Below are 14,932 nucleotides of genomic sequence, written 5' to 3' on the forward strand. Positions count from 1 at the left end.
TATAAGGCAAAGTCGTGGTTATATCCGCGACAGAGTGAAGGCGGGTGCCGGGCTGTGGGTTTGCCGCCGGTCGTGGTATATAGACGACCTGAAACCATCCGGTATTGAGAGGATTACATGCCAAAAGCGAGCGAGATCAAAAAGAACCAGGCCATCGAGTACGACGGAAGTGTCTATTTCGTAAAGGATATCGAGCGTTCTGTGCCCCAGGGCCGGGCCGGCGGAAGCCTTTACCGCATGCGGATGTACGACGTGGTGACCGGGGCCAAGCTGGATGAGACCTTCAGGGATTCCGACATGCTCAACCTGGCAGACCTGGTACGTCGGCCTGCGACCTTTTCCTACTCTGATGGTGACGAATTTGTCTTCATGGATTCCGAGGACTACACCCAGTACAGCCTGAACCGCGAAGCCATTGCTGACGAGTTGCTGTTTATCACCGAGGATACCCAGGGTGTCATGGTGATCCTGCTCAATGAAGCCCCGGTGGCGCTGGACCTGCCGCCGACGGTGGATCTGCCTATCGAGGAAACGGACCCGTCCGTCAAGGGCGGCTCCGCGACGGCCCGAACCAAGCCGGCAAGGCTGACCACAGGCCTGGTGGTGCAGGTGCCGGAGCATATTTCCACTGGCGACCGTATCCGCATCAATGTGGAAGAGCGCCGATTCCTGGGCCGGGCCTGATAACGGAAGGGAATGAAAAGGGCCATGGCGTACCATGGCCCCGGAGGAAGGCCGGTTCAGGTACCGGCTCGTCTCTGACAAGTGCGGGTCTCAGTAGGGACAGGTGCCCCGGTATTCCGAGATGTCCCAGTCGCGTTCGTGATTGGGGCCACACAGGAACTGGTTGTAGCGCTGGTCATTGTCCAGGTGCAGCTTCATCCAGGATACCCCGAAACGGCTCAGAACGTCGTTATAGCTGTTGCCTCCATTGCCACAGTAGTGGCTGCCATTGTTAATCTCCACAAACGCCTTGTCAGTGGACGAGGGGATGGCGTCATAGAAGGGGTCAGCATGGCTACGCACCGGGGCGATGATGTCGGACTCGCAGGCGATGATCAGCGTAGGCGTCTCGATATCCCGGAACCGGAAGCTGGACGTGTCCCAGGGAGCAAGCGGTATGGCGGCCTGGATGCGGCCCTCGGACGCGACGCGAAGAGTGCCGCCACCCCCCATGGACCAGCCGATCACGCCAAGACGGTTGGTATCGATCATGCCGGAAACCGGACTTGAACTGCTGCCATTCTGTTCGATCAGGTAGTCCAGGGCATTGTTGATCTGGGTTGCCCTGCTGGGGGGCTGGTCAAAGCCGCTGTTGGTATCGATGGTCATGACCACGAAACCATGGGAAGCCAGCTTCGGTCCCCACCACTCTATGGAAGATTCCGCGGAGACAAACCCCGGGATGACCACGACCGCGGCCATGGTACCGCTGGTGCCGGTGGGATAATGGATGGTGCCGCCTCCGAAGCCGCCCACGAAGCTTGAGACCCTCTCGGTGCGGACGCTAAAGGGCCCGCGGGAGGCTTCGAGGAATGACTCGGTGGGATCCGGGCCGCGTTCGTAACCACAGTCGCTGGTACAGCCGTCATCCCCTCCGTCGGAACCGCCTCCGCCAGCGGCGAACACTGAAGCGGAGAGAAGCAATGACGCTGCGGCCAGCAGAGACCGCAATGGGTTGTTGGCAAATTGATCTGACATATTGTTATTTCCTGTTGCAGTGCTTTTTTGTGAATTGTTGTCGGGTACTGCTTACTCCCCCGGTCACAGTAGTCCGCAGGGGTGGAGGGGGCTTTCACAAATTGGCACCTCAACGGAACCGGGTCACGAATCGATCCCCGGGGCTTGTCTGAGCTTCGAAAAATCGCTCAGAGAGACAGGTCAGGTATCGTATTTCCGGGGCGGGTGTAGAAATTGTAATCAGACTCCCAAGTCGTGGGAGACTCAGGTCGCATCCCGGGCTCAGCGCCCGGGTAGATACCGGAGCTGTTCCAGCCAGCGCTGGCCTCGCGCCGAAGCAACACCGTCAGCCCAGCGGGTGGTTTCGGGCAGGCGGTAACGGGTCACACAGGCCATGACGTAGCGAATAGCCGTTGGCAGGCTGATCCGGTGGCCCGGGGAGATGTAAAGGGGTTTTACACCAACCCGGGTCCGCAGTACCGCGCCAATCACTTCCTCCTGGTCTTTCAGCGGCACCCAGGCGCCCTTTTCTTCCGGTACCGGGCCGTGGTTTCCGGTCAGGCGGCTTTTCCCGACCCCGATGGTCGGTAAGCCGGTGAGGATGCCGGTATGGGATGCCACGCCAAGCCGGCGCGGGTGGGCGATGCCCTGACCGTCGCACAGTAACAGGTCCGGCTGCACCCTGAGTTCGGCGAGGGCCTCCAGGATTACCGGGCACTCACGGAACGACAGCAGGCCGGGAATATAGGGCATGGTGACGGGTAGTCGGGCGATGGCGTAGTCCAGTGGCTCCAGGTCCGTCAGGCGGAGCACCACGATGGCAGCTCGTGCCGTATCCCGGTTTTCGAAGCCCACATCCACCCCTGCTACCGTCGTTACTTCCGGCAGGTCGTCCTGCAGGATCACCTGGCTGGCCATCTGCTTCTGTAACTCGATGGCCTGACGTGGACTGAGTTCGCTCCAGTTTTCCGTGGGATTTGGCACCGTTCCTCCCTCTCCTTAAACCGCAACCTCAGAATAGCAGGCTCAGCCAGGATCTGTAGAGCGCCGCTTATGCCCTCAGGTGACTGCTTGACCTTCCAGCAGTGGGGCGACCAGGTCCGTGGCCGATTCACTCAGTAACGGGTCCAGGCAGGGTGGATGGAGGAACGTGGACGAAGGGGACAGGCCGTTCACCTGGCGATAACACCGTGACAGATGGGCCGAGTTCGCGAACCCTGCCAGCAGGGCGGCCTCTGTGACCGAATACCCCAGTGCCATGATGATGGTACTGATAAAGACCCGGTAACGGACCCGGTACTGGGTGATGGGTAGTCCGGCCTGTTCCTTGAAAAGCTTCTCCAGCCGGGATTCTGAGAGCTGCACCTCCCGGGCCAGGTCAGCCAGGGTGGGGGTATCAGGGAGCGAGGTCCGGATACGACGCGCCACCGCCAGGACCCGCGGATCGAATTCCCGGAAAACAAGCCCTTGAAGCCTCTCCGGTATGAGGCTGTTATGGATCATTGTGCTTGCGGTCCCGGCGGTAATGTCTGCCCGGTTACGGGCATCCTTCATGGTCTCGATCACCCTGGTTTCTTCCGGGTGGTGGCAGTACATACCTTCGCCCAGGGAGGTCATGAGGCTGGCCAGTGCCGGGTAGGTCTGGGAGAAGGGCGGCAGAAAACAGATACCCATGACGGCGTTGCGCATGTCGATCCGGTGCCGGTCCAGCAGAACCCCCGGCGGAATCAGGCAGCTTCTGGTGATAACCGGGCTGCCTTCCCGTGGCTGGACAGTCATGGTGCCCTGAAGGCACACCAGCATCTGCTCCTGGGTGGTGCGATAGACCTCCTGGCGACTGCAGCAGGTGCCGAGGAAGATCACCTCCCGGGCGCCGAGCAGCATTCGGGGCGCTCTCCGGCAGGGACTGGCTGGGTTACTCTTGTTGGTCATGGTGTTCCTGTGCCGACGGACGCCTTCTGGATTGCCACTTGACCGCTGTAACCGGACTCTAGACCACCACCGCTGAACCGGCTTTCACGATCTGGCACTCAGGTGTAACTGGATCACAGTGGTGCCCGGATGCAAAGATAGCGACATGCGATTCATCACCTCATTTGGCGTGTCGCGTTACCTTTTCTGGCGTGGTTGCCATCACGGTGACGGTGCCTTGCCCCGGACCATTGGCGTGGGAGTGCTTTGCGGATAGAATCCCGCCATGTCCATTCAACATGCCCTGCTCACCTCGCTTCTCGAGAAACCGTCAACCGGATATCAGCTTGCCCGTCGCTTTGACCGCTCGATCGGTCATTTCTGGCAGGCAACCCATCAGCAGATCTACCGGGAGCTGCGCCGTATGGCCGATTCCGGCTGGGTAGAGGTTGAGGAGAAGGGCGACGATGGCAGCCGCAAACGCAAGGTCTACCATGTCCTGGCTGCCGGTCGGGAGGAGTTACAGCGCTGGGTTGCGGAACCAGGCAGTTCCGGCGAGAGCAACGAGGCATTGATGGTCAAGCTGAGGGCTGAAGCCGTCCTGGGGCCGATCGGTGTCCGCCAGGAACTGGAACGGCTGATTCGCTGGCACGAGGATCGGCTGGCGACCTACCAGGCTATTGAGGCCAGGGACTTTGCAACAGACAACCCGACCAGGGGGCAGCGCCTGCAGCACCAGGTTCTGCGCAAGGGCATATCCGCCGAAGAGGACTGGCTGAACTGGGCCCGGGAAACCCTGGGCGTCCTCTGAGCTCCCCGTGAGGTGAGACCCCCGTTGTCCGGTATCTTGGCGGATGCGGATACTGAACCGGGGATCTGTGGCCGGTGCCGTGCGCAACCGGTCGGGGGCCAGGGCCCCCGAATGGGCTATCAGGCGGGTTCGGTTACCGGTTGGCGGGCAGTTTCCGTCAGGCCGAGCCGCTGCCGCGCGTCACGGTATTCGCCGATCAGGCGGCTCACCAGGGCATCGACGTTGCCGACAGTCTTGACGGCACCAACGCCCTGGCCGGCACCCCAGATATCACGCCACGCCTTGCTCTTGGACTCGCTGCCGGAGCCGAAATTCATCTTTGAAGGATCTGATTCCGGCAGGGCGGCGGGGTCCAGCCCGGCATTCTCGATGCTCTTTTTCAGGTAGTTGCCGTGTACGCCGGTAAACAGGTTGGAGTAGACGATGTCCTCCGCCGTGCTGTCCACGATCATCTGCTTGTAGGCCTGGTCTGCATTGGCCTCCTCGGTGGCGATGAAGGCGGAACCGATATAGGCCAGATCGGCACCGGCTGCCTGGGCGGCCAGTACCGCGTTGCCGTTGGCAATGGATCCGGAGAGCAGCAGAGGGCCGTCAAACCATTCGCGGATTTCCTGAACCAGGGCGAAGGGAGACTGGGTGCCGGCGTGGCCACCCGCACCCGCAGCTACTGCGATCAGCCCGTCGGCACCCTTCTCGATGGCCTTGCGGGCAAACCGGTCGTTGATGACGTCGTGGAGGGTAATGCCGCCCCATGCGTGGACCTTCTGGTTCAGGTCCTCACGGGCACCCAGGGAGGTGATGATGATGGGCACCTTGTACTTGGCGCAGAGGTCCAGGTCGTGTTCGAGCCGGTCATTGGAACGGTGAACAATCTGGTTGACGGCAAAGGGAGCCGCTGGCTTGTCTGGGTTCCTGGCATTGTAGTCCGCCAGCTCGGTGGTGATCCGGTCAAGCCACTCTTCCAGCACATGGGCCGGGCGGGCATTGAGCGAGGGGAAAGACCCCACAATACCCGCCTTGCACTGAGCAATAACCAGGTCCGGGTTGGAAATAATAAACAGGGGGGAGGCAACGGCCGGTAGCGACAGGCCCTTGAGAATATCGGGTAACGACATAACAGCTCCTGACTGAAATCGCCGGCGAGGGTCACGCATGGTTCTCCGGCGGTAACTTGAATAAGGGGTACAGGTGGCTGAAGGCGTTCACCCGGATGGGTGCGCCCTAATGCAACCAGTTGCACAAAATTACCAGTGGTCCGGCAAGTGTGCAACTGGTTTCATAGATGTCGGGAGAAGCCGGATCAGTTTTCGCCGCTGGCCGAGGCAGCCTTGCGAAGATACTGGACCAGCGTGTCCGGCTCCTGGGCGCCGGGCACCATGTAGCGACGGTTCAGCACGAACGCCGGAACCGCGCTGACCCCGGCTTGCTGCCAGTAGGCCTCATCCTCGCGGACTGCCTCGCCGTAACGGTCAGACGTCAGTACATCGTTGGCTTGCTGGCCGTCCAGGCCGATGCTTTCGGCCCGTGAGCGAAGCACATCCGGGTCGGCAATATTCTCGGCGTGGCCGAAATAGGCGTCGAACAGGGCGAGCTTCATCTCGGTTTGCTTGCCATGTTCGGCGGCCCACTTCACCAGCCGGTGTCCGTCGAATGTATTGCGGGTGTAACGTTCCTGCATACGGCTGAAGTTCAGTCCCAGACCGGAGGCAATCCTCATCATGTCTGTCTGGGCCGCTTCCATTTCAGCCGGGCTGCGGCCGTATTTGCTGGCCAGTGCCTCAAGAATCGGCCTGCCGTCTGCGGAGGGGTCCGGGTTCAGTTCAAAAGCATGCCAGTGAACGTCAAAGGTCATCTCGCCGGCCAGGGCTTCCATGGCCTGTTTCAGGCGGGCGTAGCCGATGGCACACCAGGGGCAGGCGATGTCAGACACAATGTCGATAGTCAGATGGCTCATGGATTATTTCTTCGCGATGACCCACACCGCGTGCACGATGCCGGGAATGTAGCCGAGTAGTGTCAGCAGAATGTTGATCCAGAAATGCTTGCCGATGCCCACCTGCAGAAAAACACCCAGCGGGGGTAGCAGGATGGCGATCAGAATGCGAATCAGATCCATGTGTCAGCTCCTTGTCACGATTTGGTTCATCTGGCTTCCTGCCCGTTGATAGCTGTCCCTGACGTTACCTATCTTGTAGTGAAGGTTAGCAATAAAACCCCGGGGGGTAATTAAAATTCCGAAACACCCGTGACAATAACCGATTTCATGGTCAACCATGAGGCATGACGGTGTGTCGGGTCATGCCCGTGTAGGGCGTCCGGATTCATCACGGCCAGAGGAGGACAGGTAATGGCAATCAGGCTTGAGCGTGTTTACGACGAGTCCGGCAGCAAGGGTTACCGGGTGCTTGTGGACAGGGTCTGGCCCCGGGGAATCTCGAAGGAAGCCCTGGCAGCCGACGAGTGGCTGAAGGACGTGGCGCCTTCCACGCAACTGCGCAAGGACTTTCATGCCGGGGAGTTGTCGTGGGATGAGTTCCGGCGCGGTTACCTGGCGGAGCTGAAAGACCACCGGGATACCCTGCGCCCGCTGGCAGAGCGGGCGAACCGTGAGACGGTCACCTTGCTGTACAGCGCAAAGGACGACGAGCACAACAATGCCGTGGTGCTGAAACAGTATCTGAACATGCTGGATTAGAGCCCCGCGGGAGCCACCTGGTCTCAGGCTTTCAGAATCCCGGCCACCAGCCGGCCCGCCAGGGCGATAAGCAGTACGCCAAAAAACCGCTCCAGCCACACCACGTTTCGCTTCAGGCTGGCCAGCAGGCGGGGGCTGGAGAACAGCCAGGCAACGATCGTATACCAGCCGATGTCGATCACCATGGCGGTGGCTGCATAGGCCAGCTTGGCTAACAGGGGGGTGCCGGGGCCCACCACCTGACTGAACAGCGCTATAAAGAATACCGCTACCTTGGGGTTCAGGAAGGCCAGCATGAATCCGTCCCGGGCGGCGCTGGCGGTCGTCGGTATTTCTGGCAGGTCGCCGGTTTCACCCCGCTTTGCCGTCAGGCCCCTGAAACCGATCCAGGCCAGGTAGGCCGCACCGCTCCACTGGAGGACCGCAAACAGCGTGGGCGAGGTAGTGATCACGGCGGCCAGGCCGATAATGCTCAAAAAGGCATAGAGGCCAATACCAATGCCGTGACTCAGGGCCACGATCATGCCGTTGCCCCGGCCCCCGGCCAGGGTCTGTTTGAGCACCAGGGCCAGGGAAGGCCCCGGGGACATGGCACCGAGCGTACAGATCGTCACCACCGCAAGCCAGGTCGTCAGGGTCATCGTGTCTTACCTTTTGGTCTCAGTGGCGCGCCGGGCGCCCAGCAGGGTCTGGAAAACAGCGACGCCGAGCCCCCAGAAGCCGTTCAGGATCAGGCCGCCCACCCAGCTCTGCGCGGTAACCTCGATTTCCTTGACGGGGAACACAAACAGCATCGCGACGGCTGTGGGTCCTGCGGCCCCGAGCAGAACCATCAGGCCCCAGAACGCCGGAGTGGCCAGCCGCCCCACCTGGGCCCACAATGCCACGCCCCAGAGTCCGCCGAAGAAGGCAAGGGATATGACCGCAGGAACACCGAGTGGCGGCACCGGAGAAAGGTTAAAGGGGGCAACCGGAGCCATGCCGGCAAACCAGAACAGGGTAAAAAGACCCTGGTGGAATACCAGTGTCGCGAGAAAACCGCTGATGAAGGCCTTGATCCAGGGCATGGGAACTCCTTGGTAAAAAGCACAGTTTACTGATTTGGCGAAGCCGGTGCACCGCCCCGGTGACCGACTGCCGGTGGGCCTGCCCGGAAAAGAAAAAGGGCCACGCCGGGTGGCGGTGGCCCTTTGCACTACCTGCTTTGCCGCTGGTTAGTCGACCCGGCTCAGGGTGACGTCGATGTTGCCCCTGGTGGCATTGGAGTAAGGGCAAACCTGGTGGGCCTGTTCGATCAGCTGGTTTGCCTGGTCGTTATCCATTCCCGGCAGTGAGATCCGCAGTTCCACCTGAATGCCGAAACCACCATTGCTGGGCCCGATGCCTACCTGGCCTTCCACAGAGGCATCCTGCGGCATGGGGAGCTTCGCCTTGCCGGCAACCACTTTCATGGCACCGATAAAACATGCCGAGTAACCGGCTGCGAACAGCTGTTCCGGGTTGGTACCTTCGCCGCCGGCTCCGCCCAGTTCGCGGGGCGTGGTCAGCGCGACATCAAGAACGCCATCAGAGGAAATGGCGCGGCCATCTCGACCGCCAGTGGCTTCAGCGGAAGCGGTATAAAGCACTTTGTCCAGAGACATGGAACCTATCCTTTTGCGTGTCGGAATATGAAGTTGTCTGGCTCGTGCCCGGTGGCTTGCCAGATAAAAAACACCATAACGGCCAAATAAGGTGTGTGCAAGTATATTGTGCACAAGTTAAATGACGGTGAACTTTCATGGTCCGCCAGCAGGTCTGCCTGTCAGTCCTGCTGGCGGCTGAACAACCGGATCATATCGGTATTTCCCCCGGCGCGGGCCAGGTCCCCGGCGGTATTGCCGCGGGCGTCCCTGAGTTCCGGGTTGGCGCCGCTTTCCAGCAACAGGTTTGCGGTATCCGTATGGCCGTTGCGCACCGCGAGCATCAGCAGGCTTTCGCCCTCACTGGTGCGAACATCAACCGGCACGCCCGCATCGAGCAGGGTGGCCAGTACCCCGGTACCACCGTTGCGGGCGAGTTCGAAAATACCCTGGGCGAAGGCAATGGCGTCTTCATCCAGTTCATTCTGTGGTTTCTCTGGTCTGGCTGGTTTATCACTGCTCATGGTGTCTCCCGTCATCGGTGGTTATGGCGATCCGTTACCCAGCATGGACATGCTCCAGGCGAGCACCACCAGCAGGGTAATCACCACCATGGTTTTCAGTTTGTGCCGCTCGAACAACGCCTGGGCCTTGTTGCCGGCTATCCACACCAACAGCGCCAGTCCAAAGTAGCGGATCGCCCGTGAGATGGCCGAGGCAAGCAGGAACAGGGCGAAAGGGAAGCCGGTGGCGCCTGCGGCCAGCATGGCGATCTGGAAGGGAACGGGAATGACGCCAACGCTGAGCACGAACCAGAAGCCCCGGGTTTCCATGCTCTGGCGCACCTGCTCGAACTGTTCCGGTGTCGATACCCACTCCACCAGCTGCTGGCCGACAGCTTCGAACACAAAATAACCCACAGCATACCCTACGGTAGCGCCCAGAAGACAACCAAGCAGGGCGATACCCGCCAGCAGTAATAGCTGGTGGCGGCGCGCCTGCATCAGCGGTATGAGGATCGTCTCAAGGGGAATCGGGACGATAATGGATTCAAGGAACGACGCAAGCCCCAGCCCCCAGAGCACATGCTTCGAATGAATGAGACGACGTCCAAGTTGATAAAGACGGGATGTTCTCGCGGGCTTCCTGTCGGGCGATTCACTCATTTGCCGGCATCCTGTCTGGCGTCATGTGTGGGGGCGGCCCCTGCCAGCGCAGGAGAATCCCTGTATCATTTCCACCCGTTTCGCCGAGTATAACCCGGGAGCTGTATCGGATGTCGTCGCTGGTCGCGTACCAATATGTCCTTATTGCGCTGATTTTTGTCTGGAGCGGGTTTGTGCGCTCCGGTCTGGGTTTCGGCGGTGCGGTCCTGTCCCTGCCGTTTCTCCTGCTGGTACATGATCGCCCTTTGGTGTTTCTGCCGATTATCGCCATTCACCTGCTGGTTTTTTCGTCGCTGACCATCTGGCTAAACAACCGACGCACCGGCGCCGAGCGCAGGGCCGGTGAACGCCGTGAAAGCACCGTTGACTGGCGCTACCTGTGGTACCTGCTGGCGGTGATGATCGTGCCGAAGCTGATTGGCGTATTCGGCCTGATCACCCTGCCATCCCGGGTGCTCAGCGCGATTATCTTCGTGATTGTGGCGATCTATGCCCTGTCCTATATATTCAACCGGCCATTTCGCAGCAACAACCGCGTGGTGGACATTATTTTCCTTATGGTGGGCGGCTATATCAGTGGAACATCACTGATCGGTGCGCCGCTGATCATCGCTGTGGCAGCCCAACAGGTGGCGAAGGAGAAGCTCAGGGATACCCTGTTCGCACTCTGGTTTATCCTGGTGTTCATCAAACTGGCGGCCTTTATCCTGGCTGGTGTGGACCTGCAGCTGATCCACCATCTCTGGTTGTTGCCTTGCGCTGCTGTCGGCCATGTTATCGGACTGAAGGTACACCAGAGGATGCTTCAGGCCGAGACTCCGGTGTTTTTCCGGGTGCTGGGGGTGGTCTTGCTCACGGTAAGCGCGGCGGGCCTGGTGCAGGCCTTTCTGTAACAGCCGCTTTCATCGGGTCAGAACAGGCCCATCTGCTCTCCGGCGGGGCGCCGGAACAAGTCGGTCCGAAGGGCCGGTTCCGGCTGTTGGTTCAGTCCTGTTGCCCGGGCCTGCCGGTTGAACCGCTGGCGGATCAGGTCGGCATACGGGCCCGAGCCGGTCATCCGCTGGCCGAAGGTACCCTGATAGCTCTTGCCACCCCGCAGGTCACGGATGCGGTTCATGACGTGTTCCGCCCGCTGGGGAACATGGCGTTGCAGCCAGTCCTGAAAGAGCTCGTCCAGCTCCAGCGGCAGCCTCAGCATGATCCAGCTCGCCCGTGTCGCACCGGCCCCGGCTGCTGCGTCCAGAATCCGCTCCAGTTCATGGTCGTTCACGAAGGGGATGACCGGCCCCATGATAATCCCGGTGGGAATCCCGGCTGCGGAAAGTTCCCGCAGGACTTTCAGGCGGGTGGCGGGGGCGGCAGTGCGGGGTTCCATGATCCGTTTCAGGCCGTTGTCGAGGGTGGTCAGACTGACCCGTACCGAGCATAGCCCCTGGGCGGCCAGTTCCGACAACAGGTCCAGGTCCCGCAGGATCAGTCCGCCCTTGGTAATAATGGATACCGGGTGCTGGTATTCAAGCAGTACCTGCAGCACCTGCCGGGTAATACCCCGTACGCGCTCGATGGGCTGGTAGGCGTCGGTGTTGACACCCAGGGCGATAGGAGCGGGTTCATAGCCCGGCTTGTCCAGTTCCCTTCGTAACTGGTCGGCGGCGTTGGGCTTGGCAATAAGCCGGGTTTCAAAGTCCAGCCCCGGTGACATGTCCCAGTAGGCGTGGGTGGGACGGGCGAAGCAGTAGATGCAGGCGTGCTCACAGCCACGGTAGGGGTTGATGGACCGGTCAAAGGGCACATCCGGTGACCGGTTTCGGCTTATGATGGTGCGCACCTTTTCGTCCACCACTTCGGTGGCCAGCGAATCCGGGCAGAGTTCATCCTCGGGGTCTCGGTACCAGCCATCGTCCGTCTGGCGGTCAGTCACAATGGGCTGAAAGCGGTTCTGTGGGTTGAGCGCCGTGCCACGGGTTTTCATGGAGATCACCAATACTGGTTTAATATACAGTACTGATAATCATAGCATGCCCTGAGGTATGCGTAACCCGGGTCAGCGAGCCTGCTGCTGCTTGAGGAACAGAACGATGGCAGGGGGCAGGTGGGCTACTCCGATGGCCGCTACGAAGGCGGCGATACCACCGCCCTCCTCAGCGCCCATATAGACGCTGGTCACCGCCCACCCGAAGGCCACGGCTACTAACGCCAGCAATCCATGACCCAGCCACCGGCGGGGGCTGGGGGGAACCTGGCGCGCCAGTTGCCGGTGGGCGTAACCGACGACAGCGATCGCCAGAACCATCAGAACCAGTGTAAAAACAAGTCGCATGGGCTTCTCCCGCAGGCCGCTATCGCATAAGCTGGCCCATCTGAAGACTTCTGTCAAAAACAATGAAGCCGGTGGCGGAAAGTTCAAGGCGGGTCAATGGTATGGTGCCCGGGACTGGCCAGCCGGCCACAATCAGCAGGATTACCCCCATGTCAGAATCCAATGTTGTTGCTGGTCTGTCCCTGGACCGTCTTGAGAATATCAGCCGTCATCTGGATGAACGTTACATTCGCCCGGGCAGGTTCCCCGGAGCGGTAACGCTGGTGGCCCGCCGTGGCGAGATCGCCTGGGTAAAGGCCCAGGGCCTGATGGACATTGAACGCAACAAGGCCGCGCAGCGGGATACGGTGTTCCGGATCTATTCCATGACCAAGCCGGTCACTTCCATTGCCATGATGCAGCTGTATGAGCAGGGCCGGTTCCTGCTGGATGATCCCGTCCACAAGTACATTCCCTCCTGGAAGCATCTGCGGGTCTACGACAGCGGTATCTACCCGAACTTCATCACCCGGCCGGCCATCACCACCATGACGATCCGGGATCTGTTCACCCATATGTCCGGCCTCACCTACGGGTTTCTGTGCCGTAGTAACGTGGATGCTGCCTATCGGGCCCTGAAGCTGGATGGCAGTCGGGACCTGACCCTGGACAGATTGGTCGAGCAGCTCGCTGAACTGCCCCTGGAATTCGATCCGGGAACAGCGTGGAACTATTCAGTGGCCACGGATGTGCTGGGCTACCTGGTGCAACTGCTCTCCGGCCAGCCACTGGATGACTATTTCCGGGAACACATCCTTGCGCCGCTGGGTATGAAAGATACCGGCTTCCAGCTAAGGGACGATCAGCTGGACCGTTTCGCGGCCTGCTACCTTTATCAGCCAGGGGACCGGATGACGCTGCAGGACGATCCGGAAACCTCCCGCTATCGCGAGCGGCCGAACTTCCTGGCGGGAGGGGCGGGGCTGGTGTCCACTGTAGATGACTATTTCCGCTTCGCCCAGGCGTTGTGCCAGGGCGGAGAGCTGGACGGTCAGCGTATAATTGGCCGCAAGACCCTGGAGTTCATGCGCCTGAACCACCTGCCCGATAATCAGGACCTGCCGGGCTTCTCCACCGGGGCATTCAGTGAGACGCCGTACGCAGGTAGCGGGTTCGGTCTCGGCTTCTCCGTGAAGACGGATGTGGCCAGGTCCCGCACCAATGGCTCCGTGGGTGAGTACGGCTGGGGTGGCCTGGCCAGCACCAACTTCTTCGTTGATCCCGTGGAAGAGCTGGTAATGGTGTTCATGACCCAGCTGATTCCGTCGTCGTCCTACCCGGTGCGGGAGGAACTGCGGGCGATGATCAACGGGGCTCTGGTTTCGTAGCGGGCCGGGGCCGGGGCCGGGGCCGGGCAGGATCGCTCTGATGGCGGATGTGCTCCGCCAGACTGAAACCCGCCACACCGTCCGGCAAGGCCCGGCGGATAGTGTAGGTCACACCCTCGTCATCGTCCGGGCTCTCGCCCAGGTTCAGGACCCGGGACCGGCAGGGGTGACCGTGACGGTCCACAACCACCTCCACCAGCGGGTGTAACTTGTTACGGGGACTGGTGGCCAGCACCACCGCAATCTCTCCGGTGTGCAGCTCCACCAGGGACCCTGGCGGGTAGATGCCGATCATGCGGATAAACGCCTCCACCAGAAGGTCGTCGAACTGGCCGCCCCGGTTCTTGTAGATGATTCTCAGGGCCTCGGAGGTGGGGATACCTTTACGGTAGGTCCGGTCCGAGGTCATGGCGTCATAGGCGTCCACGATCGACACCATGCGGGTGAACTGACTGATGGCAGGCGCGGAAAGTGCCTGTGGATACCCCTTGCCGTCAAGCCGCTCATGGTGAGACAGGGCTGCCTGTTGGACATCTGGCTCCACCTGGTGGTCCGAGGTCAGCAGTTTAAACCCGTATTCGGCGTGGCGGCGCATAACCTGCCATTCCTCAGGGCTCAGTGCTCCCGGTTTATTGAGAATTTCGGGGGGCACCCGCATCTTGCCAACATCATGGAGCATGCCGCTGAGACCGACGGTTTCCAGTTGCTGTTCGCTCAGCCCGATAAAACGGCCGAAGGTAATGGATAGAATTCCCACCCTTACACAGTGCTCCGCTGTATAGGCGTCCCGGTGACGTATGCGGGTCAGCCAGAACATGGCGTTGGGGTTACTGCTGATGCTGTTGATACAGTTGCGCACAATGGTACGCGCCTGTTCCAGAGGCAGCTCCCGGCCGTCTGCGACCCTGTCCAACAGGTCGTCGATGTAGGTCTGGGCGTCACGGTAACGGCGTATCGCGTGGGGTAATTCTTCTGCAAGGGGGCGCTTTGCTTCAAAGTCGGAGCCTGCCGCGGTGGCCTTCAGATGTGCCAGGGCCTCCCGGGCGACCTGTTCGGTCCAGGCGGTTCGCTCCACAGTGATCCACTGGCAGTGGGTACGAAGTATCTCCACCTGTTCGGGGTTATGAATCACAAAGCTCTGGAACAGAACCGGAACCTGCTCCCAGGGACGGTCCAGGCCTACCACGTGCATGCCTATGCGGGCCCGTGAGGCGGGGATGTCGACCTGTCGCTGGGTGGCGACCACTTTCGACAGGCGTTTCCGGTTTGGCGGCTTGCGGAAAAACAGCGGCATGCAGGACCAGTCGGCAGCTCAAGATGTATCTGCAGTATACGTTTGATCCCGTTACCGAGCTGCCAA

At 60.7% G+C, this 14,932-nt stretch carries 19 protein-coding genes; 5 read left to right on the top strand and 14 right to left on the bottom strand.

Annotated elements, in window-relative coordinates:
* Positions 1 to 117 precede the first annotated feature (117 nt).
* A complete protein-coding gene (yeiP, locus tag ACESMZ_RS13650; RefSeq protein WP_372956649.1) occupies positions 118 to 684 on the top strand; it encodes an elongation factor P-like protein YeiP in 567 nt (188 codons plus the stop codon).
* 90 nt (positions 685 to 774) lie between these two features.
* Here the strand turns inward: yeiP and ACESMZ_RS13655 are convergent, their stop codons facing one another.
* From ACESMZ_RS13655 to ACESMZ_RS13665, 3 genes are all read right to left on the bottom strand, one after another.
* Entirely contained in the window at positions 775 to 1,701 is a 927-nt protein-coding gene (locus ACESMZ_RS13655; RefSeq protein WP_372956650.1) for an alpha/beta hydrolase family protein, read from the bottom strand.
* Positions 1,702 to 1,962: 261 nt separating this feature from the next.
* Positions 1,963 to 2,664 (bottom strand): deoxyribonuclease V, encoded by a 702-nt coding sequence (gene nfi / locus ACESMZ_RS13660; RefSeq protein ID WP_372956651.1) that lies wholly within the window; start codon positions 2,662 to 2,664, stop codon positions 1,963 to 1,965.
* Between the two features lie 75 nt (positions 2,665 to 2,739).
* Positions 2,740 to 3,564, bottom strand: coding sequence for a helix-turn-helix domain-containing protein (locus ACESMZ_RS13665; RefSeq protein WP_372956652.1), 825 nt, complete (start codon positions 3,562 to 3,564; stop codon positions 2,740 to 2,742).
* A gap of 313 nt (positions 3,565 to 3,877) precedes the next feature.
* Here ACESMZ_RS13665 and ACESMZ_RS13670 point away from each other — a divergent pair, with 313 nt between their 5' ends.
* Positions 3,878 to 4,402 (top strand): PadR family transcriptional regulator, encoded by a 525-nt coding sequence (locus tag ACESMZ_RS13670; RefSeq protein ID WP_372956653.1) that lies wholly within the window; start codon positions 3,878 to 3,880, stop codon positions 4,400 to 4,402.
* A 119-nt stretch (positions 4,403 to 4,521) separates the two neighbouring features.
* On the opposite strand, the gene ACESMZ_RS13675 is transcribed toward ACESMZ_RS13670, so the two are convergent.
* The 3 genes from ACESMZ_RS13675 to ACESMZ_RS13685 form a co-directional block, all read right to left on the bottom strand.
* On the bottom strand, positions 4,522 to 5,517 hold the full coding sequence (locus ACESMZ_RS13675) for an NAD(P)H-dependent flavin oxidoreductase (RefSeq protein WP_372956654.1): 996 nt from the start codon (positions 5,515 to 5,517) through the stop codon (positions 4,522 to 4,524).
* Positions 5,518 to 5,702: 185 nt separating this feature from the next.
* Positions 5,703 to 6,356, bottom strand: coding sequence for a DsbA family oxidoreductase (locus tag ACESMZ_RS13680; protein WP_372956655.1), 654 nt, complete (start codon positions 6,354 to 6,356; stop codon positions 5,703 to 5,705).
* A 3-nt stretch (positions 6,357 to 6,359) separates the two neighbouring features.
* A complete protein-coding gene (locus ACESMZ_RS13685) occupies positions 6,360 to 6,518 on the bottom strand; it encodes a YqaE/Pmp3 family membrane protein (protein WP_091849886.1) in 159 nt (52 codons plus the stop codon).
* A gap of 231 nt (positions 6,519 to 6,749) precedes the next feature.
* On the opposite strand from ACESMZ_RS13685, the gene ACESMZ_RS13690 reads away from it, so the two are divergent.
* On the top strand, positions 6,750 to 7,097 hold the full coding sequence (locus ACESMZ_RS13690) for a DUF488 domain-containing protein (protein ID WP_372956656.1): 348 nt from the start codon (positions 6,750 to 6,752) through the stop codon (positions 7,095 to 7,097).
* A gap of 23 nt (positions 7,098 to 7,120) precedes the next feature.
* On the opposite strand, the gene ACESMZ_RS13695 is transcribed toward ACESMZ_RS13690, so the two are convergent.
* The 5 genes from ACESMZ_RS13695 to ACESMZ_RS13715 all read right to left on the bottom strand — a co-directional run bounded on the left by ACESMZ_RS13695 (position 7,121) and on the right by ACESMZ_RS13715 (position 9,885).
* Positions 7,121 to 7,738, bottom strand: a complete 618-nt coding sequence (locus tag ACESMZ_RS13695; protein ID WP_372956657.1) for a LysE family translocator — start codon at positions 7,736 to 7,738, stop codon at positions 7,121 to 7,123.
* A 6-nt stretch (positions 7,739 to 7,744) separates the two neighbouring features.
* Entirely contained in the window at positions 7,745 to 8,164 is a 420-nt protein-coding gene (locus tag ACESMZ_RS13700; protein WP_372972779.1) for a hypothetical protein, read from the bottom strand.
* Positions 8,165 to 8,311: 147 nt separating this feature from the next.
* Complete coding sequence (locus tag ACESMZ_RS13705; RefSeq protein ID WP_372956659.1) at positions 8,312 to 8,740, bottom strand: organic hydroperoxide resistance protein; 429 nt, start codon at positions 8,738 to 8,740, stop codon at positions 8,312 to 8,314.
* Positions 8,741 to 8,901: 161 nt separating this feature from the next.
* Positions 8,902 to 9,243, bottom strand: a complete 342-nt coding sequence (locus ACESMZ_RS13710; RefSeq protein ID WP_372956660.1) for an ankyrin repeat domain-containing protein — start codon at positions 9,241 to 9,243, stop codon at positions 8,902 to 8,904.
* Positions 9,244 to 9,264: 21 nt separating this feature from the next.
* The gene (locus ACESMZ_RS13715; RefSeq protein WP_372972780.1) at positions 9,265 to 9,885 is read right to left on the bottom strand and encodes a YqaA family protein; all 621 of its coding nucleotides are present in this window, start codon (positions 9,883 to 9,885) and stop codon (positions 9,265 to 9,267) included.
* Between the two features lie 110 nt (positions 9,886 to 9,995).
* Between ACESMZ_RS13715 and ACESMZ_RS13720 the strand changes: the two genes are divergently transcribed.
* Positions 9,996 to 10,778 (top strand): TSUP family transporter, encoded by a 783-nt coding sequence (locus tag ACESMZ_RS13720; RefSeq protein ID WP_372956662.1) that lies wholly within the window; start codon positions 9,996 to 9,998, stop codon positions 10,776 to 10,778.
* 17 nt (positions 10,779 to 10,795) lie between these two features.
* On the opposite strand, the gene ACESMZ_RS13725 is transcribed toward ACESMZ_RS13720, so the two are convergent.
* Together ACESMZ_RS13725 and ACESMZ_RS13730 are read right to left on the bottom strand one after the other, a co-directional pair.
* Positions 10,796 to 11,857, bottom strand: coding sequence for a PA0069 family radical SAM protein (locus ACESMZ_RS13725; RefSeq protein WP_372956663.1), 1,062 nt, complete (start codon positions 11,855 to 11,857; stop codon positions 10,796 to 10,798).
* Positions 11,858 to 11,929: 72 nt separating this feature from the next.
* Positions 11,930 to 12,205, bottom strand: a complete 276-nt coding sequence (locus ACESMZ_RS13730; RefSeq protein ID WP_372956664.1) for a hypothetical protein — start codon at positions 12,203 to 12,205, stop codon at positions 11,930 to 11,932.
* Between the two features lie 149 nt (positions 12,206 to 12,354).
* Here ACESMZ_RS13730 and ACESMZ_RS13735 point away from each other — a divergent pair, with 149 nt between their 5' ends.
* Positions 12,355 to 13,572: a serine hydrolase domain-containing protein gene (locus ACESMZ_RS13735; RefSeq protein WP_372956665.1), complete on the top strand. Its 1,218-nt coding sequence runs from the start codon at positions 12,355 to 12,357 to the stop codon at positions 13,570 to 13,572.
* On the opposite strand, the gene ACESMZ_RS13740 is transcribed toward ACESMZ_RS13735, so the two are convergent.
* Positions 13,550 to 14,866: an HD-GYP domain-containing protein gene (locus ACESMZ_RS13740; protein WP_372972781.1), complete on the bottom strand. Its 1,317-nt coding sequence runs from the start codon at positions 14,864 to 14,866 to the stop codon at positions 13,550 to 13,552. The genes ACESMZ_RS13735 and ACESMZ_RS13740 overlap by 23 nt on opposite strands.
* Positions 14,867 to 14,932 lie beyond the last annotated feature (66 nt).

This window comes from Marinobacter sp., from assembly GCF_041690615.1.
Taxonomy (GTDB): Bacteria; Pseudomonadota; Gammaproteobacteria; order Pseudomonadales; family Oleiphilaceae; genus Marinobacter.